This is a genomic window from Vibrio sp. 10N.247.311.49, assembly GCF_041467655.1.
Lineage (GTDB): Bacteria > Pseudomonadota > Gammaproteobacteria > Enterobacterales > Vibrionaceae > Vibrio > Vibrio crassostreae_C.
Genome location: NZ_JBFSVA010000003.1, coordinates 36,962 through 55,423 on the forward strand (window position 1 = coordinate 36,962; position 18,462 = coordinate 55,423).

Genomic DNA, 18,462 nt, shown 5'->3' on the forward strand with positions numbered 1-18,462 from the left:
ACAATGTAAGGTAACACTCACGAATCATGCTCAACCCACCCTACTCGACTAAACAAGGGCCCTTATCTCTATGACAGCTCTCAAAAACTCTGTCTCCAAAGGTATAAATACAAAAGTATCAGGCCAGACTCAAGACGATGTTGTTTACTGCCATATCTTCGACGCGATACTAGAACAAAGGCTGCCACCAGCCACCAAATTAAGCGAAGAAGCCCTCGCAGAAATCTTTGGCGTTAGCCGTACTATTATCCGTCGTGCCTTACTACGACTCTCTTTGGAGCAAGTTGTGGTGATCCGCCCTAACCGAGGAGCTGTGATTGCGGCTCCAACAGTAGACGAAGCCAAACAGATATTTAAAGCACGTGAAGTAATGGAAATTGCTATCACCGAGCTAGCCGTTAAAAACGCGACCAAAGCTCAAATCGAAGAGTGCAGAAAATTGGTCGCGAAAGAGAACAGTGCTTTCGACCAAGGCGATTACGGCTCTGGCCTACGTTTGTCTGGTGAGTTCCACATCAAATTGGCTGAAATGGCAGAGAACGCGCCACTGCTGGCTTTCCAACGCAGCTTGGTATCGCAAACTTCACTGCTGATCGCTCAGTACGAAACGGGCAACCACTCGAACTGTTCTCTAGACGAACACTCAGGCTTACTGGATGCGATAGAGTCAGGCAATGAACAACAAGCCGTAGAGTTGATGCAAGAACACCTAAGCCATATTCGTTCGAAGCTCAACCTAGACAGCAGCACAGCTTCTAGTGATCTGCATGTCGTGTTCTCAGATCTGCTTAAGAGCAAATCATAGTTCTGCTAACTAGATAGCCCAACCTTTTGTTAACAACTTTTCGTTAACAAACAAGAGAGAAGTAAGCCTCAGCGTTTACTTCTCTTTTTTATGCGTAAAGCCCTCTTCCATCGTTAGAAAATCACCACGACTTCCCCTGTTCGCCTTGTTATTACTTGCCTGAATGAGGCTATAAAACTGAATAACACCGATGTACTCGCTTCCTTAAAATCCTACAATTTTTGTATACATCGTTAAAAACGCATTCACACCATTAAACTCATCAAAATTCCATCAACTCTTTATAAAACAAACAAATAGATAATCAAGTAAATTGTATACAATCAAACGCAGAACCTTATTGTTGCATTTTTGTAAATAAATAGTTGACCACAGGGTCAGGATGGATAATTATTGACCTAGAAGTCAAAAAGAATACACATGGAAATATGTCGATTTACAAGGAGGTCTCTTGATTACTTTTTTGCTCAATCAGGAAATAAGACGTGAAGATAATCTGTCGCCAAATATGACAGTGCTCAACTACCTTCGTACCAAGGTTAATAAAACCGGTACCAAAGAAGGTTGTGGGTCGGGTGACTGTGGTGCATGTACGGTAGTTCTGGGTGAAGTGGTTGATGGACAGCTGCAATACCGCTCGGTGAACTCTTGCCTGACGTTCGTTTCAGCGCTGCATGGAAAGCAACTGATCACAGTAGAAGATCTACAAAACCGAGATCGCTCTTTGCACCCCGTCCAGAAAGCGGTGGTTGATTTTCACGGTTCACAGTGTGGTTACTGCACGCCGGGCTTCATCATGTCGATGTTTGCGCTAGGCAAAAACAAACCCGATGCGAGCAAAGAAGACGTCATGGAATCACTGGCGGGTAACCTATGTCGTTGTACAGGCTACCGACCAATTGTTGATGCTGCGATGTCACTTTCAACAGACCAACCTTTGATCGACCAATTTGCTGAACTTGAACGCAACACCATCAAGAAGCTAGAAAGCATTCAAGACACTGAGGCCAACTTACGCCTTGGTCACCTCACCGCTTTTTCCCCAAAAAGCACCGATGAGTTGGCCAAGCTTTTTCAAGCCCACCCGAACGCTAAGCTGGTTGCTGGCGGTACGGATTTAGCGCTGGAAGTGACGCAATTCCATCGTGAGATTGAAACACTGATCAGCGTGAACCTTGTTGAAGACATGAAGGTATGTGAAGAGACCGACACCGATCTAATCATTGGTGCCAACCTGCCTATCAGTGATTCTTACTCACTATTGAAAAAACACTACCCAGATTTTGGTGAACTGCTGCATCGCTTTGCTTCACTGCAAGTGCGTAACCAAGGCACCATCGGCGGTAATGTAGCGAATGCTTCGCCTATCGGTGACACCCCTCCTCTGCTGATTGCCCTTAACGCAAAGATCAAACTTCGTTGCGGTGACGAGTCACGCACCATGCCGATTGAAGATTACTTCATCAGCTACAAAGTGACGGCGCAAAAAGAGAGTGAGTTCATTGAACAGATCATCATTCCTAAGCCAACTAACGACAGCTTCCGAGCTTACAAACTGTCTAAACGTTTAGACGACGACATCTCTGCGGTGTGTGGTGCGTTTGATATTCAAATCGAAGACGGCAAGGTTTCTTACGCTCGTATCGCTTTCGGCGGTATGGCTGCAACACCTAAGCGCGCGGCGCGTTGTGAAAATACGTTATTAGGCAAACCATGGACAGACGCTAATATTAAGTTAGCGATGCAGGAACTGTATAACGACTTTGAGCCGCTATCTGATTTCCGTGCCAGCCAAGAATACCGTTCATTGTCGGCAGCCAATATGTTGCGTCGTTACTTCATTGAACAGCAGAACAAAAACAACCAAATCGAAACAAGGGTAACGTCTTATGTCTAAATCAAATTCCTCTGTTCACAAGAGCAATGCGATGACCCACGAAGAGATGGTTACCATTGCAAAACAAGACCTAAAAACTGGCGTAGGTAAAAGCGTAAAACACGACAGTGCAGCCAAGCAAGTCACGGGCGAAGCGGTATACATTGACGACCGCCTAGAGTTCCCAAATCAGCTGCACGTCTACGCACGCCTGAGCACTCAAGCACACGCGAACATTACCAATATAGATTTATCACCGTGTTACGAATTTGAAGGCGTGGCGATTGCCATTCAAGCCAAAGACGTACCAGGTGAATTGGACATTGGTGCAATCCTACCGGGCGACCCACTGCTTGCCGATGGCAAAGTAGAATACTACGGCCAACCTGTGATTGCTGTGGCAGCTAACGATCTAGAAACCGCACGCAAAGCCGCGCACGCAGCCGTTATTGAATACGAAGAGCTACCAGCCATTCTTGATGTGAAAGAAGCGCTGGCAAAAGAGCACTTCGTAACAGAAAGCCACACTCAACAGCGTGGTGACTCAAAAGCAGCACTGAAAAAAGCGAAACACGTGATCTCTGGTGACCTAGAGATCGGTGGCCAAGAACACTTCTACCTAGAAACGCAAATCAGTAGCGTAATGCCAACCGAAGACGGCGGCATGATCGTTTACACCTCGACACAAAACCCGACCGAAGTTCAAAAATTGGTTGCGGAAGTGATTGGCGTACCGATGCACAAAGTCGTGATTGATATGCGTCGTATGGGCGGTGGTTTCGGTGGTAAAGAGACTCAAGCAGCCTCTCCAGCGTGTATGGCCGCGGTTATTGCCCACCTTACAGGCCGACCTACAAAAATGCGTTTGCTACGCAGTGAAGACATGCAGCAAACCGGTAAACGCCACCCATTCTACAATCAATATACGGTCGGTTTTGACGACAATGGTGTGATTCAAGGTGCCCATATTACCGTTTCAGGTAACTGTGGTTACTCGCCAGACTTATCAAGTTCTATCGTCGACCGAGCGATGTTCCACTCAGACAACGCTTATTACTTAGGCGATGCAACTGTGGTTGGTCACCGATGCAAAACCAACACCGCATCGAATACCGCTTACCGTGGCTTTGGTGGCCCGCAAGGCATGATGACCATCGAACACATCATGGACGAGATTGCGCGTTACCTGAAAAAAGATCCTTTGGAAGTACGTAAGGCGAACTACTACGGCGAAGAAGGCCGTAACGTGACCCATTACTACCAAACCGTTGAAGACAACTTTTTACCTGAGATAACCGAACAGCTTGAACGCAGCAGTGACTATCACGCACGTCGTAAAGAAATCGCTGAGTTCAACAAGCAAAGCCCTATCTTGAAGAAAGGCCTTGCGATCACACCCGTGAAATTCGGCATCTCGTTTACTGCGACTTTCTTGAACCAAGCAGGTGCGCTCATCCATATCTACACCGATGGCAGTATTCATTTGAATCACGGTGGTACGGAAATGGGGCAAGGCTTGAACATCAAAGTGGCACAAATCGTTGCACAGGAGTTCCAAGTCGATGTCGAACGTATCCAGATCACCGCTACAAACACAGACAAAGTTCCGAACACATCACCAACCGCAGCCTCATCGGGCACCGACCTCAACGGTAAGGCCGCGCAAAACGCCGCAATGACCATTAAGCAGCGCCTGATCGACTTCGCTTCTTCGCACTTCAAAGTGTGGCCTGAAGAGGTGGTGTTTAAGAACGGCATGGTGCAGATCCGCGATGAGCTCATGACCTTCAACTCATTTGTTGAACTGGCTTGGTTTAACCAAATCTCGCTATCGAGCACTGGTTTCTACCGCACTCCGAAGATCTATTACGATCACGAGAAAGCACGCGGTCGCCCGTTCTACTACTACGCATACGGAGCATCTTGTTCAGAAGTTATCGTCGATACCCTAACCGGCGAGAACAAGATCCTGCGTGTCGATATTTTGCATGACGTGGGCGCTTCATTGAACCCAGCAATTGATATCGGCCAAGTCGAAGGTGGCTTTGTGCAAGGTGTCGGTTGGTTAACAACGGAAGAGTTGGTGTGGAACCAGCAAGGCCGCTTAATGACCAACGGCCCTGCAAGCTACAAAATCCCTGCGATTGCTGATATGCCAATTGATTTCAGAACGCACCTTTTGGAAAACCGCAGCAACCCAGAAGACACAGTATTCAACTCGAAAGCCGTGGGTGAGCCACCTTTCATGTTGGGTATGTCGGTATGGAGTGCATTGAAAGATGCCATTAGCTATGTCGCCGTCGATGGCGCGATTCCTAAGCTCAACACACCTGCAACGCCAGAACGTATTCTGATGGCGATTCAGGAAGTCACTGAAACGACTCCGACCTCGGTCGATGCTCAATCAGAAACGGCTTAGAGCTGACAGATATGGCATAGGGCGTAATAAACAGCTTAGGAAGCACAGAAGGGATTTAGGAGGACATATGTTTAAGGATAATTGGATTCACGAACTGGCAAAGCTGGAAGAGAGCTACGAACCATGTGTCATGGTGACAGTGCTTGAAGACAGAGGCTCAGTGCCACGTGATGCGGGTACCAAGATGCTTGTCACTCGTGACCGAATCATCGCTACGATTGGTGGTGGTCACCTTGAACATGTGGCCACCAAAATGGCGCGTGAAATGCTGATTGCCAGTGAAAAGTCGCTCAAAGTGGAACGTTTTAACCTAGGCGCTCGTTTGGGCCAGTGTTGTGGCGGAATGGCAACATTAAGCTTTGAACCGATTGGCACTCAGCAGAATCACCTTGTGCTGTTTGGCGCTGGGCACGTTGCCAAAGCGCTGCTGCACATTGTCGCGACTCTGCCCTTCCGTGTGACCTGGATTGATGAACGTGAAGAAGTGTTCCCTGAAACGCTGCCACACGGTGTTAAAAAGCTTGTCTCAGACGACCCAGTCGGTGAAGTGAAACACATGCAACCAAACAGTTATTACCTTGTGATGACCCACAACCACCAGCTCGATTTTGACCTAACCAAAGCCATTATTGACCGTGAAGACAGCCGTTACTTTGGCATGATCGGCTCGCTTACCAAGCGTAAGAAGTTCGACTTCCGCTTAGAGCAGCGCGGCTACAGCCAAGAACAAATCGAAACCATGCTTTGCCCGATTGGCATTAGCGCCGTGAATGGCAAACATCCTGCCGAAATTGCGGTATCGGTTGCGGGTGAACTGATCGCACACTATCAAGGCCAAGCGCTTGAACAAAAGCGCCCAACCAAACAATATCGAAATCAGGGTTTGACCGATCAACACAGTCAACCAAGCGACGTAGGCGAACCACCATTGGAAGAGAAGATCGCCTAACACAAGTCGCAAAGCTTCAGTGGCCATAACGTCGCTGAAGTCATTAAAAGGAAGTAAACATGACAACGCAACGCAAAGCTTATCGCGCCAGTATTTTACACAGCGTCGCCGACCCAAAAGACGTCGGCATCGATGAGTCTTACGACTATTTTGAAGACGGTGTTTTAGTGGTTGAGAACGGCCATGTCGTCGACTTGGGCCATGTCGACGAGGTATTGGCTCGCCAACCTAAAACACTCGAAGTCAAAGAATACAAAGACAAGCTGATCACCTCTGGCTTTATTGATACGCACATCCACTACCCTCAAACAGGGATGATCGCGTCTTACGGTGAGCAACTTCTTGATTGGTTAGAGAACTACACCTTCCCAGAAGAAAAGCGCTTCAAAAACCCAGTCTACGCACACAAAGTGGCGAAGCTATTCCTAGACGAACTAGCAAGCAACGGCACAACCACGGCACTCGTGTTCGGCACGGTACACAAAGAGTCGGTTAACGTTTTCTTTGAAGAAGCTGAGAAGCGCAACCTACGTATGATTGCGGGTAAGGTTTTGATGGATCGCAATGCGCCTGATTACCTCACCGACACGCCAGAATCTGGCTACGCCGACTCCAAAGAACTGATTGAGAAATGGCACAACCGCAGCCGTTTGCTTTATGCCGTGACACCTCGTTTCGCGCCAACCAGTACACCAGAACAATTGGCTACCGTTGGTAAATTGCTAGAAGAGTACCCAGATGTGTATATGCACACGCACCTTTCTGAAAACGAGAAAGAGATTGAATGGGTAAAAGAACTGTTCCCAGAGCGCGACAGCTATTTGGATGTGTATGACCACTATGGCCTACTGCACAAACGTTCGGTTTTCGCCCATGGCATTCACTTGTCTGATTGCGAATGTAAACGCCTTGCTGATACTGAATCTGCCATCGCCTTTTGCCCAACTTCGAACTTATTCTTAGGCTCTGGCCTATTCCGATTACCAGAGATGGAAGAACACGGCATTCGTGTTGGTATGGGGACTGATGTCGGCGCAGGCACCAGCTTCTCGATTCTGCAAACCATGAGCGAAGCGTACAAAATCATGCAACTTCAACAAGAGAAACTTCACCCTGCTAAATCGCTGTTCTTGGCAACTTTAGGTGGCGCACGTTCTCTGCATTTAGAAGATAAAATCGGTAACTTAGAAGTAGGCAAAGAAGCGGATTTCGTGGTGCTCGACTTGCACGCTACACAGCTGATGCGCTTCCGAATGGAACAAGCGACCAAGCTCGAAGAGAAGCTATTTGTACTAATGAGCCTGGGTGACGACAGAACCGTCAGCGAGACTTACATCTATGGCGAAAAGGCCTACGATGTGAACTTCAAAGATTACAAGAAGCTCGTTAGTTAGTTCGCTAATAAACACACGCTAGGTAACCTTTGTTGTTAAGAACCCGTCCAGATTCGCCTAGCTTTTAAAGACCAGCCGTTAACGCCGCTGGTCTTTTTTTGTCCCTAATTCAAAGAAATACAAATAATTGCTCGTGGTGTGCTCCACACCCATGACGCGGCTGCCTTATGTTGATAGGTTAGGTTTAATGGCATTAGGTTGTAATTTGTCCGTTTAAAACAAATCATCACTCTCGCTTAGAAAGGAATTCTATGTTCGAACAGGTCGTCAGCATTCTGTTTCCCGTTTTTGCTTTAGCCAGTGCTGGCTTTGCGGTGGGTCGTTGGCTCAAGCCCGATTTCAAACCGATCAATCGCATCAACATGGATGTTTGTATTCCTGCTTTGGTTTTTGCATCGCTGACCACCATGCCCCTCGACACCGAACAACTGCCACTCATCACCGCTTCTTTGGTCGCGGTGTTGGTGCCCGCTTTATTGATGATACCAATCTGTAAGATCTTTAAGCTCAACTTCAAAGCTTGGGCGCCGCCACACATGTTCCGCAACAGTGGCAACCTGGCGATTCCTCTGTTCACGTATACCTTTGGTGAGAGCGCATTAGCCCCTGCAGTACTGCTGTTTGTGGTGTCGGCTTGCGTGCACATTAGTGTTGGCTTGGCGCTGTTGAGTGAAGGTAATCCGATCAAACAGATCCTCAAGATGCCGATATTCTTAGCCGCAGCATTAGCGATGACGCTCAACCTGTCTGGAATTGCAGTATGGAATCCAATCTACGAAGCAACATCGCTACTCGGCCAAGCAGCCGTGCCCATCATGCTGTTGTCGTTGGGTTCGCAAATGGTGAACTTGAAGCTAAGCGGACTCAAAGTTGGCTTGCTGTGTACGGCTCAATCGCTATTCACAGGAGCCATCGCCTTTGCCATCATCTATTTCTTTATCCCGCTGCCTACGCTGCATCTTCAGATGATGGTGCTGTTCACCATGCTGCCACCCGCCGTGATGAACTACCTGTTCGCAGAAAGGTTCAATGTCGAGCCGCCTAAAGTCGCGTCTATGGTGTTGTTCGGCAACTTCCTAAGTGTGGTTACCTTGCCTATTTTACTGTCGTTCGCGCTGTCTATGTCGAGTTAATTGTTTACGCACTTATCCAGTTTAAGCTCTGCCGTCACTTTAGTAAGGCGCAGAGCAATAGCGAAACAGACTAAGTAAGGACTCACATACCAGAAGAGGCTTTCTAATGGCTGCTTCACCTGCGCTTCTCTGGTTTTTATGTATTGGTTTTTCTGCATCTCATACTGACTCAGCATACCATCCACCCACACGGCATCACTTTCCACCAGCGATACGTTAGGCGCAGGAACCGTAAAATCCGATGCGTTGGGTAACAAGGTGAAATCGACATCTTTGAACGTGATCGCCGTATTCAAATACCACAAACACGCTTCATGGTGCTGAGCGTGATTATCTAAAGATGGTTGACCGGTGCAGGTATCACTTCTCAGCTTATCCAAAGAAAACTGCTGAACCGATTCTAAAATCGCCACCGCTCTGGTTTGTTCGGTTTCAACCCAATCACCCGCTACTTTCGCACGAATCTCAGACACTGCACCCAGCATCCCGATACCCGCTAGAAACGGCCATAAATAATCCATGAGCTTCCACTTTCGTCGGCTCAAGTTGAACCCACACCAAATCGGAAGATGAAAAAGGAGCGTTAGCCCAAGCGATAGCAAAACGAAATTCAAGGAGCTAGAGAGCATGAGTTCGCTATCAAAGAAGTTCTTCATAATGAGAGACTTGCCTGTATAACAAAGAGAAATTTGATACTAGGTTCGATACTTGAAAAGAGTGTAAGGGGAAAGTAAAAACAGCACAAAAAGTAGTGTAATAAACAATAGAGCGATATTCCTCCCTATATATCTCAGATCAAACCATAAACCAAACACAATAAAACCGGAAGACTCATTAACCCAGCAAATATCAGATCACAAAACAATCAATCAAATCAAATATTTAACTAAATTCTTGACTAAAAATAAGATAGATGTAGAGTGCGCGAATAACAACTAAATGCATAAGGAAGCATAATTATGAATGACGCAATTCAACAAGCTCGCATACAAAACAAAATGAAAAACCCTATGATAGCGCTACTGTTAGGTTTTGTAATACCAGGAGGCGCTCAGATGTATGCAGGGAGCGTCATGTGGGGAGTTGTTAACTTAATTCTCATCGTAGTTTGCGCGATCACCGTTATTGCTTCTCCAGTATCATTTATTTTATGGATAGTTTCGCTTTTCCTAGGTTACAAGGGCACCAAAGCTTATAACGATTCAGTTCTTGATAAAGCAGAATCTGCAGAATCATAATCAATAAATGTTGATAGTCTAACTTCACTAGGCTATCAACATTTAAGTTCCACTCATAGTCAATAACACTGACCACTTGCAAGGCCACATCATCAGCAGATGTGGATTACAACATACCAAGTTCAATACCTACGAAAATATCTAGATCGCCCTTAGACACGGCAAAAGGAATAGAAGATGCGCCTACGTGCTCAACTCTCGCGTTAGGGATTAGCTTTTTGATGTCACGTTCGTATCGGATAAACAGCTCGTTGCAAGCCGCTTGGTATTGTTCCGCGGGGTAAAATTTCATATATCCTCACTCCGAATCACAAACTATTGAACACACCAATTGCTAACAGAAGCAACACGATGCTAATAGCTCCGATATAAGAGATTCTGGTTCGCTCTTTTTCAGTTGGAATCAATGGGGGGAAGCGCCCTAGTGTGAATGCTTTACAGACTATCCAGTCAGATCCGTAACCAATGAACTCAATCAATATCGACTGAAACAGATACCTAAAGAATGAGCTCAATGCCCTAAAATACGCGACTATCAAGTCTTCCATTTTTTGTCCTAACTAAAGTCAATTTGGACTAAAAATGCCATGGGTAGAGATTCATATCAAATTTATTTACTATGCCTATAACGGTAAAATCCCCTTCAAAGCGGTTATATTGGGTGTTTTATACGATGACTTAACTAAAACATCATGACGCTAAATCTGAACCCAATAACAAATCAATCCCTGCTTCATTGATTGAGTACTGATACACGCCGTTCCCCCAACTATCATGCTCGATGGTTTTTTCAATATAACCAAGACGTTCCAATTTAATTGCAGCCAAACTGATTAAACTATCTGACTCGTGAACATCATTACAAATTTGAAAAAAATCCAAGCCATCAGGGCGAGATGTGTGTGATGAAAGAACAACCGATAAGAACTTTAGATCTACTGTAGAAATAGGATAATTTTTAGAGTTAACTTCCAACACCGTGTTAGCTTTCAAAGATTCTCTATTCAATAAACCTAACCTTTTAACTTCAGCCTTAACTAATGAGCAAGCTCTATTTGTTGCAGAAACAAGATCACCATCACTTCGATTAGCTTCATAATCTGCTGGCATTAAGCCAAGAAGATCTGTGGGTAAGTGCATTTCTTGATTTCGAGGTTTAATAAAAAATGTACGCTCTTTCCCGATAGCTCCTACAAATAACCCCATCTCAAAAAGCACATTATCTCGCACGACATGTTGCTCTCGGCTTCTTATCATAGCAATGTCATCTGGAGCAAAAATAAACAACGCGAAATCAACAGAAGATGACTTTGCAACCAAGTCATCAACACTAGTGGAAGAAAGCTTAAAAGTTCCATTTTTCCAAATAGTAACCTCAAACTCATGATCTAGATTGACATTAATAGCTTCTGCCACATCCAAACTTTCTACTGAAGACGCTATAAATATTCTTGGTTTTCTCATTGAAAACACACCTTAAAAAAGCAATTAACTGCATATAATATAGCTTGGCATATTATTACTCAAACACTGAAAACACTCTAAGTGACATATATACACATATGCCATTAACTAAATAGTATTTCTGCATTACCTTTGTCCAAAAACAAAAAGCCCCGGTTATAGGAACCGGGGAAACAGGGTGGGATGAGTTTGGCGCGTGCCCGAAACCAAACTCTCCCCAAGCCTCACCTAAGACTCATGCTCTTAGGTAAAGGATTCACATCATTATTGAAGCGTAGCGCCTTGCTCTACCCAAGTGCCGATCAGTGCGCGTTCTTCGTCAGTCATTTGAGTCATGTTGCCGAGCGGCATCACCTTAGTTGTTACGGTTTGAGCAACAATCCTTGGGACGTTGGCTTTGATCTCTTCTGGCGTATCAAACATCACACCACCTGGCGCAGCAGCAAAAGCGGCGTGGCTCGGGGTTGATGAGTGACACACAGAACAGCGCTCTTGAATGACTTTGTTGATGGTTTCAAAGCTGACGCCTGCGCTAGCAGTTTGCATTGCGTGGTCTGCTGGTGCGGCCTGAGAACTAGTCGTTGAAGCGGTGTCGTTTGCAGCAAGTTCTTCTGTCGCTGATTCAGTCGCGCTTACTTGCACTTCTTGAACCACTGGTGCTTGTACAACCGGAGTCATCTGTTTTTTCGCGTAAGGTGAGGTAACAAACGCGAGCGTGATCATACCCAATGCCGCTACAGGTACTGTCCAGGCAAACTTCTGGCTACCATGACGGGTGTTGAAGTAGTGACGCACCAAGATACTGAAGATCGCTAAGCCAGCAAGGATCAGCCAGTTGTATTCCGAGCCATAAGTGCTTGGGAAGTGGTTACTGATCATGATGAACAGCACTGGCAGTGTCATGTAGTTGTTGTGACGAGAACGCAGTAAGCCCTTCGCTGGTAATGCCGGATCCGGTTCGCGCTTCTCTTCAATCGCTTTCACCAAGTTACGCTGCGCAGGCATGATAACGCGGAATACGTTACCCACCATGATGGTACCAATGATCGCACCAACATGGATGTAAGCGCCACGACCACTGAACACTTGAGTTAGGCCATATGTTGCAGCAACGAGCAACACAAACAGCACAACACCAAGCAACACGGGGGTTTTACCTAATGGTGAGTCACACAGTAGATCGTAGATAAACCAGCCGGCAACGAATGAACCAATACCAATCGCGATTGCGGTTGTTGAATCAAGGCCAGAGCCCGGTGCAATCAGGTAAATCTCCGCGTTGAGGTAGTAAACCACACCCAGTAGACACACACCGGTGATCCACGTGAAGTAGGCTTCCCATTTGAACCAGTGTAGGTGCTCTGGCATCTCGGGTGGCGCAAGTTTGTATTTTTCTAGGTGATAAATACCACCGCCGTGAATTGCCCATAAGTCGCCTGAAAGGCCCGTTTTTGGGTTTACTCGGTTAAGGTTGTTCTCTAACCAAACAAAGTAAAATGATGCGCCTATCCACGCAACACCAACAATCATGTGAGCCCAGCGTATTGCTAGATTCAACCATTCTGTAATATGCGGATCCATAATAAACTCCTGTATCACAACGCTTTAGCTAAGCGTTGCTCTTCCTTATTGTCGTCCGTTGGCAAGTCGTCCAAATGCAATGCCACTCGGTCGCTGTCGAAATAAACTTCGTCACAGTTATGCCCTTCGCCGCCTCTATCGACGATCAAGAACTGGTCTTGATCGGTGAGGGCGAGAACTGGGTGATGCCACACCCCTTTGTGATAGTTCACTCCTTGACGGCCGTTGCTCAAGAAAGCTCGGCTATTGGCTAATGTTGGATCGTCGCCTTTTGGCGCAACAACAATTAAATAGGGTTGACCAAGTAATGGAATGAATGCCTGAGAGCCAAGTGGATGACGCTCTAACATTTTGATGGTCAGTGGGTAGCTCAACGGTGTGGCTTGGAAGATGCTGATGATCGCTTCTCCGTCTTGGTCTTGCACATCCGTTGTCGCTAGCTTGTGGTAGCGACGTGTTGATCCACTGTTGATCATGAAGAAATCACTATTATCGGACTCGATAACATCGCCAAACTCTGCAAAAGCTTGCTTGGTTAACGGTTCGATGGATAAACGACGTATTCCATTACTCATACTCATTTCCTTACCTATTTCGCTTTCGTACCAAACAGACGCAAACGGCTGATACCACCATCTGGGAATATGTTTGCACGTACGTGGGTAATCGCACCAAGGTCGTTTACCTCAGAAATGAATTCGTGAATTTCGTGCGCTTGCAGCTTTTGTGCAGGCAACAGTTCACGCCAGAATAGGCTTTGTGTTTCTACTTGGTCGTCGGTACCACCTTTCACGTAAGCAGCTTGAATTGAGCAGCTGTCAGGGTAGTTACCTTTGAAGTGGGCCGTATCAACAACGATACGTTCGATGTTACCTGGGTGGCCTAATGCCACAATTACCCAGTCGTTACCCGGTGTACGACGACGCGCTGTTTCCCAACCGTCACCCATGTTTTCACCGCGGCCTGGGCCTAAGATGTTGGCTTTGTTGCCGTAGTGCTCATCGCTACATGCCAATGCTCGGCCACCGTGTTCAACCGATGCTAGGTCAACTTGTTGCTGAGAATCTATTGCTTCCCAATCCACACTTGGTCGGCCATAAACACGTAGGCGAGCGACACCGCCGTCTGGATAGATGTTCAAACGTAGGTGCGTAAATACTTGGTCGCTTTCAATCGCTTCAAGATGATGATGATCACCTTGTAGTGCCATTGAAGGCAGAATTTCTTGCCACTCTGTTGAGTCAGTTGGCTCACCTTGTGGTGAATAACACGCGTCAATTGATGCCGAAGGTGGGAAGTTACCTGTGAAGAATGAGGTATCAATATCAACGCCAGCAATGGTGCCAGCTAGGCCAAGGCGAACGACACAGTAGTCGTAACCTTCACCGCGTTTGCGTCTGCTTTCCCAGCCGTCCATCCACTTGCCGTTATCGTCGTATAAGTCGTCTTTCCACTCTGGGGCTGCGTGGCTGAGAAGACGGCTTTTATCCGCGAAAAAATCGTCGGTAGCAAAGGTAGCTTCTGCACCGAGTTTTTCGTCTGCAAGGTTTATGTATTGTTCAAATGTTTGGGTCATGTCCGTGTAATCCTATCCAATTAATCAAGTAATAATAAAATGAGAACTTAGTGGTTTATTCGCTTATAAAGCGTGCTCTTAGCGCACTAAGACTGGGCTGAGATAGCTGTTAACTCCGTTAACTTACATATCCCAGAGACGAAACATCGCTATCTTGTTGATCTCTTGAATCGCCGTAGCAAACTCAGTTTCACTATCATTTCCTAATCGCATCTCGAACGACTCAAGAATTTGGTAACGATTGGCTCCCTTCACCGCCATGATAAAAGGGAAATTGAAGCGACTTTTGTAGCTGTTGTTGTAAGAAGTGAATTTTTCAAATTCTTCGGCGTTGCACTGGTCGATGCCCGCCCCCGCTTGTTCTTTGGTCGACGACTCGGTGAGTTCGCCGTTTACTGCTGCTCGACCAGCTAAATCCGGGTGAGCGTTGATCAAAGCCAACTGTTTGCCTTGGTCTGCACTTAACAAGGTCGATGCCATTTTCAGATGAAGACTCTCGATATGGTCGTCTTCGGCATTCAAACCTTGGTCATACACCACTTCTGCAACCCACGGGCTGTGTTCGTAGACATCAGCAAAGTGAGCGACAAAGGTATCGCGGTCCATGGTTGTTGGTTGGCATGATCGAAATTCAGTCACGTTAAGCCTCCTTGCTTCACTGCTACTTTTGCTGTTGATGAATAGCGTTATTTGGTTGATATGGATGATGTTGGTGCCAGTGGTTGGCGATATCGATTCGACGACATAACCACACGCTGTCGTGCTGTTTTACGTAGTCTAAGAAACGTCTTAACGCAGCAATACGACCGGGGCGACCAATCAGACGACAATGCAACCCAACCGACATCATTTTCGGTGCGGTTTCGCCTTCCATATAAAGGGTGTCAAACGTGTCTTTCAGATATTGGAAGAACTGCTCACCCGAGTTGAAGCCTTGCGCGGTTGAAAAACGCATGTCGTTCACATCGAGTGTGTAAGGGATCACCAATTGTGGATGACCGGTTTCGGTGTGCCAATAAGGCAGGTCATCATCGTAGGCATCCGAGTCATAAAGAAAACCGCCCTCTTCTGCAACCAAGCGACGCGTATTTGGACCCGTTCGACCTGTATACCAACCTTGTGGGCGTTGACCCGTCACTTGTTGGATGATCTCAATCGCTTTGGTCATGTGGTCGCGCTCTTCAGACTCATCAATGTATTGATAGTCTATCCAGCGATAACCGTGGCTACAGATTTCGTGCCCCGCTTCGACCATGGCTTTAGCAACGTCTGGGTGACGCTCAATCGCCATTGCAACCGCAAAGACGGTCAGTGGGATTTCATATTCATCGAACAAGCGAAGAACACGCCATACACCCGCACGGCTACCATATTCATAGATGGATTCCATGCTCATGTGACGTTCGCCTTTGATCGGCTGTGCTGACGGGATCTCTGAAAGAAAAGCTTCAGACTCGTCGTCTCCATGTAACAAACAACGCTCACCGCCCTCTTCATAGTTCAATACAAAAGAAACCGCGACGCGCGCATTACCTGGCCATTGAGGGTTTGGAGGGTTAGCTCCGTAACCGATCAAATTTCTTGAATAATCCTTATTCATCCAAGTACTCCTAACATAAGTGGTTGGCTTAGCCGCTCTTTAGCTGGTTCATCAATATGATTCTTCTATTGGTGATTCCGCTATTGGTTATTTCAAAACCGAGTAACCTTACCCCTGTACATTTATTGTATACAATTATTTATCTCAATGTAAAGATTTTGTTATTCAAGTTAAATTTTGTTACTTTTGTAATTTAAAAACAATAACTTAACAAATCACAACCTCACCAAAAAACGATAATCAGGATCTATAAATTCAGAAAAAACGACACAATGGTTAACATTTTTCCAACAATTAGCTTTACTAATTGTGTACAGTTCGTACATAGTTAGTGATAACAAAGTGACCAGTTGCATTCTTTGCAAGGTCGAAACAGACAGATAAACCACGGAACAGAGGAGCGCCAAAAGCGCTATTAAAGGACTATGGGAAGACTAACAACACACGTATTAGACACCACGCACGGCTTACCGGGTGCAGAGATCAAGGTAGAGCTTTATAAGGTCAATGACGGCTCAACAGAAAAGCTGGCGACGGTGATCACCAACTCCGATGGCCGAACCGATGCGCCGATTCTGGCAGGGAATGATTTCCGACCGGGGAAATATCAATTGGTGTTCTACGTTGCGGATTATTACAAAAGCAAAGGTGTGGAATTGGATGGCGTGCCTTTCCTAGATGATGTGGTCATTCGTTTCGGCTTAGATGATCCAGACGCGCATTATCACGTTCCTCTTCTCGTCTCGCCTTACAGTTTCTCAACCTATCGGGGCAGTTAGTCCCGTGTCCTAGCACTTAGAACTAGGCTCAACCATCGAATAATAAACAGATTCGTGCGTGCATCTAAAATGATGCGCGCTCACTAAACACGCTCATATAAAAATACTAACAACGTTATTAGTTAGAGAGTTGATGACTAATCAACTGATAGCTAAAGAAATAGCGGCTAGGAAAAAACCTTAAAACTTAATATTGAAATCTCGCTGTATTCAATAAATGGATCACAACATAAAAGGACTTGCTGACATGAGTGAGAGTAAAACAGAAATACTCAACCAAGACGCGAATAACGGAATTTTAGAGAAACTCTTTAAAATTAAGGCCCACGGAAGCAGCGTGAAAGATGAATTAATGGGGGGTGTGACTACCTTCGCCACTATGGCTTACATCATCTTCGTTAACCCACAAATTATGGCCGCATCGGGTATGGATGCAGGGGCGGTATTCGTCGCAACCTGTATTGGTGCTGCGATCGGTTGTTTGTTAATGGGACTATTTGCGAACTGGCCTGTCGGCCTTGCACCGGGCATGGGCTTGAATGCCTTCTTCTCATTCACGGTAGTAAGCGAAATGGGCTACACCTGGGAAGTGGCGTTAGGTGCAGTGTTTATCTCCGGCATCTTGTTCGTCGGGATGAGTTTCTACAAGGTTCGCCAATGGATAATCGAAAGTATTCCGGTGAGTCTGCGTTATGCCATGACAGCGGGTGTTGGCCTATTTTTAGGTCTAATTGGCCTTAAAACAGCGGGCATCGTCGTCGAAAATCCAGCGACTTTGGTTTCTTTAGGGGATTTTACTAAACCTGAAGCTCTACTGGCCGCTATCGCCTTCTTGATCATCGCGGTACTCAGTGAGCGTAAAGTATTTGGTGCGGTGTTAATCGGTATTTTGAGTGTAACGCTCGTCGGCATGATGCTTGGCTTAGTGCATTACAACGGCTTCTTCGCGGCGCCACCAAGCTTAGCGCCTACGTTCCTAAAAATGGACATTATGGGCGCTCTCGATGTTTCAATGATCAGCGTTATCTTGGCTTTCCTTTTTGTAAACATGTTCGATACCGCGGGTACTTTGATGGGCGTGGCTGAGCGTGCAAACCTAACTAACCCTGAAACGGGAAAAATTGAAGGCCTAAGCAAAGCGCTCAAAGCCGACAGTATCTCAAGTGTGGCAGGTGCGTGTGTGGGTTGTCCGCCAGTAACCAGTTACGTAGAAAGTGCAGCGGGCGTTGCAGCCGGCGCACGAACTGGCCTATCTGCAATTGTGGTTGGTGTGTTGTTCTTAGCGGCAATTTTCCTATCGCCACTTGCAGGCATGATCCCAGCTTACGCAACCTCTGGCGCGTTAATTTACGTAGCGTTCGTGATGATGAGCAGCATGCAACACGTTGACTGGAAAGACTTCACCAACGGTGCTCCCGCAGCCATTACAGCGTTAATGATGCCTCTGACCTTCTCTATCGCGAATGGTATCGCACTGGGTTTCATTACCTACACCGTGTTGAAACTGGCGACAGGTAAAACAAAAGACGTCTCAATTTCGATGTACTTCTTAGCCGCCATTTTTGTCGCGAAGCTCGTGTTCATCGGTTAATCACCCAACGTAACTATCGCTTGGCCTGTTCGCAGGCCGAGCTATCAAGACACATGC

The 18,462-nt window shown here is 46.4% G+C and carries 17 protein-coding genes and 1 pseudogene; 9 read left to right on the forward strand and 9 right to left on the reverse strand.

Annotated elements, in window-relative coordinates; translation table 11 throughout:
- Positions 1–70 precede the first annotated feature (70 nt).
- From AB6E54_RS04525 to AB6E54_RS04550, 6 genes are all read left to right on the forward strand, one after another.
- On the forward strand, positions 71–805 hold the full coding sequence (locus tag AB6E54_RS04525) for a GntR family transcriptional regulator (protein ID WP_372057752.1): 735 nt from the start codon (positions 71–73) through the stop codon (positions 803–805).
- Positions 806–1,256: 451 nt separating this feature from the next.
- On the forward strand, positions 1,257–2,702 hold the full coding sequence (gene xdhA / locus AB6E54_RS04530) for a xanthine dehydrogenase small subunit (RefSeq protein ID WP_050632513.1): 1,446 nt from the start codon (positions 1,257–1,259) through the stop codon (positions 2,700–2,702).
- On the forward strand, positions 2,695–5,100 hold the full coding sequence (gene xdhB / locus AB6E54_RS04535) for a xanthine dehydrogenase molybdopterin binding subunit (protein ID WP_372106756.1): 2,406 nt from the start codon (positions 2,695–2,697) through the stop codon (positions 5,098–5,100). The genes xdhA and xdhB overlap by 8 nt, the downstream gene beginning before the upstream one ends.
- Positions 5,101–5,167: 67 nt before the next feature.
- Positions 5,168–6,049 carry a xanthine dehydrogenase accessory protein XdhC gene (gene xdhC, locus AB6E54_RS04540; protein ID WP_102428171.1) on the forward strand — a complete coding sequence of 294 codons (882 nt, stop codon included), beginning with the start codon at positions 5,168–5,170 and terminating at the stop codon, positions 6,047–6,049.
- Positions 6,050–6,108: 59 nt separating this feature from the next.
- A complete protein-coding gene (guaD, locus tag AB6E54_RS04545; RefSeq protein ID WP_372106754.1) occupies positions 6,109–7,443 on the forward strand; it encodes a guanine deaminase in 1,335 nt (444 codons plus the stop codon).
- A gap of 251 nt (positions 7,444–7,694) precedes the next feature.
- A complete protein-coding gene (locus AB6E54_RS04550) occupies positions 7,695–8,576 on the forward strand; it encodes an AEC family transporter (protein WP_004732869.1) in 882 nt (293 codons plus the stop codon).
- Here the strand turns inward: AB6E54_RS04550 and AB6E54_RS04555 are convergent.
- On the reverse strand, positions 8,573–9,097 hold the full coding sequence (locus AB6E54_RS04555; protein WP_102428168.1) for a hypothetical protein: 525 nt from the start codon (positions 9,095–9,097) through the stop codon (positions 8,573–8,575). The two genes, AB6E54_RS04550 and AB6E54_RS04555, sit on opposite strands and share 4 nt — an antisense overlap.
- A gap of 438 nt (positions 9,098–9,535) precedes the next feature.
- Between AB6E54_RS04555 and AB6E54_RS04560 the strand changes: the two genes are divergently transcribed.
- A complete protein-coding gene (locus AB6E54_RS04560) occupies positions 9,536–9,814 on the forward strand; it encodes a hypothetical protein (protein ID WP_102351827.1) in 279 nt (92 codons plus the stop codon).
- Between the two features lie 109 nt (positions 9,815–9,923).
- Here AB6E54_RS04560 and AB6E54_RS04565 read toward each other — a convergent pair.
- The 8 genes and pseudogenes from AB6E54_RS04565 to puuE all read right to left on the reverse strand — a co-directional run.
- Positions 9,924–10,106 (reverse strand): annotated as a pseudogene (locus AB6E54_RS04565) (GrpB family protein); the annotation flags it as partial.
- A gap of 16 nt (positions 10,107–10,122) precedes the next feature.
- Positions 10,123–10,362: a hypothetical protein gene (locus AB6E54_RS04570; protein ID WP_371705475.1), complete on the reverse strand. Its 240-nt coding sequence runs from the start codon at positions 10,360–10,362 to the stop codon at positions 10,123–10,125.
- A gap of 142 nt (positions 10,363–10,504) precedes the next feature.
- A complete protein-coding gene (locus AB6E54_RS04575) occupies positions 10,505–11,278 on the reverse strand; it encodes a TIR domain-containing protein (RefSeq protein WP_017061600.1) in 774 nt (257 codons plus the stop codon).
- Positions 11,279–11,542: 264 nt separating this feature from the next.
- Positions 11,543–12,859: a urate hydroxylase PuuD gene (locus tag AB6E54_RS04580; RefSeq protein ID WP_280532594.1), complete on the reverse strand. Its 1,317-nt coding sequence runs from the start codon at positions 12,857–12,859 to the stop codon at positions 11,543–11,545.
- A 14-nt stretch (positions 12,860–12,873) separates the two neighbouring features.
- Positions 12,874–13,434, reverse strand: a complete 561-nt coding sequence (locus AB6E54_RS04585; protein WP_004732859.1) for an ureidoglycolate lyase — start codon at positions 13,432–13,434, stop codon at positions 12,874–12,876.
- A 14-nt stretch (positions 13,435–13,448) separates the two neighbouring features.
- Positions 13,449–14,435, reverse strand: a complete 987-nt coding sequence (gene alc / locus AB6E54_RS04590) for an allantoicase (protein WP_017083065.1) — start codon at positions 14,433–14,435, stop codon at positions 13,449–13,451.
- Positions 14,436–14,558: 123 nt separating this feature from the next.
- Positions 14,559–15,074, reverse strand: coding sequence for a 2-oxo-4-hydroxy-4-carboxy-5-ureidoimidazoline decarboxylase (gene uraD, locus AB6E54_RS04595; RefSeq protein WP_102448143.1), 516 nt, complete (start codon positions 15,072–15,074; stop codon positions 14,559–14,561).
- 22 nt (positions 15,075–15,096) lie between these two features.
- Complete coding sequence (puuE, locus tag AB6E54_RS04600) at positions 15,097–16,035, reverse strand: allantoinase PuuE (protein ID WP_102448142.1); 939 nt, start codon at positions 16,033–16,035, stop codon at positions 15,097–15,099.
- 425 nt (positions 16,036–16,460) lie between these two features.
- On the opposite strand from puuE, the gene uraH reads away from it, so the two are divergent.
- Positions 16,461–16,814 (forward strand): hydroxyisourate hydrolase, encoded by a 354-nt coding sequence (gene uraH, locus AB6E54_RS04605; protein ID WP_372106751.1) that lies wholly within the window; start codon positions 16,461–16,463, stop codon positions 16,812–16,814.
- 247 nt (positions 16,815–17,061) lie between these two features.
- Positions 17,062–18,405, forward strand: coding sequence for an NCS2 family permease (locus AB6E54_RS04610; protein ID WP_371966575.1), 1,344 nt, complete (start codon positions 17,062–17,064; stop codon positions 18,403–18,405).
- The last annotated feature ends 57 nt before the right edge of the window (positions 18,406–18,462 follow it).

Excerpts from the sequence above, each read along its gene's own strand:
- AB6E54_RS04580 (WP_280532594.1), bottom strand. The coding sequence starts at position 12,859 with ATGGATCCGCATATTACAGAATGGTTGAATCTAGCAATACGCTGGGCT.
- xdhC (WP_102428171.1), top strand. The coding sequence starts at position 5,168 with ATGTTTAAGGATAATTGGATTCACGAACTGGCAAAGCTGGAAGAGAGC.
- AB6E54_RS04585 (WP_004732859.1), bottom strand. The coding sequence starts at position 13,434 with ATGAGTAATGGAATACGTCGTTTATCCATCGAACCGTTAACCAAGCAA.
- puuE (WP_102448142.1), bottom strand. The coding sequence starts at position 16,035 with ATGAATAAGGATTATTCAAGAAATTTGATCGGTTACGGAGCTAACCCT.
- alc (WP_017083065.1), bottom strand. The coding sequence starts at position 14,435 with ATGACCCAAACATTTGAACAATACATAAACCTTGCAGACGAAAAACTC.
- AB6E54_RS04555 (WP_102428168.1), bottom strand. The coding sequence starts at position 9,097 with ATGGATTATTTATGGCCGTTTCTAGCGGGTATCGGGATGCTGGGTGCA.
- AB6E54_RS04550 (WP_004732869.1), top strand. The coding sequence starts at position 7,695 with ATGTTCGAACAGGTCGTCAGCATTCTGTTTCCCGTTTTTGCTTTAGCC.
- AB6E54_RS04560 (WP_102351827.1), top strand. The coding sequence starts at position 9,536 with ATGAATGACGCAATTCAACAAGCTCGCATACAAAACAAAATGAAAAAC.
- guaD (WP_372106754.1), top strand. The coding sequence starts at position 6,109 with ATGACAACGCAACGCAAAGCTTATCGCGCCAGTATTTTACACAGCGTC.
- uraH (WP_372106751.1), top strand. The coding sequence starts at position 16,461 with ATGGGAAGACTAACAACACACGTATTAGACACCACGCACGGCTTACCG.
- xdhB (WP_372106756.1), top strand. The coding sequence starts at position 2,695 with ATGTCTAAATCAAATTCCTCTGTTCACAAGAGCAATGCGATGACCCAC.
- AB6E54_RS04610 (WP_371966575.1), top strand. The coding sequence starts at position 17,062 with ATGAGTGAGAGTAAAACAGAAATACTCAACCAAGACGCGAATAACGGA.
- AB6E54_RS04570 (WP_371705475.1), bottom strand. The coding sequence starts at position 10,362 with ATGGAAGACTTGATAGTCGCGTATTTTAGGGCATTGAGCTCATTCTTT.
- AB6E54_RS04575 (WP_017061600.1), bottom strand. The coding sequence starts at position 11,278 with ATGAGAAAACCAAGAATATTTATAGCGTCTTCAGTAGAAAGTTTGGAT.
- AB6E54_RS04525 (WP_372057752.1), top strand. The coding sequence starts at position 71 with ATGACAGCTCTCAAAAACTCTGTCTCCAAAGGTATAAATACAAAAGTA.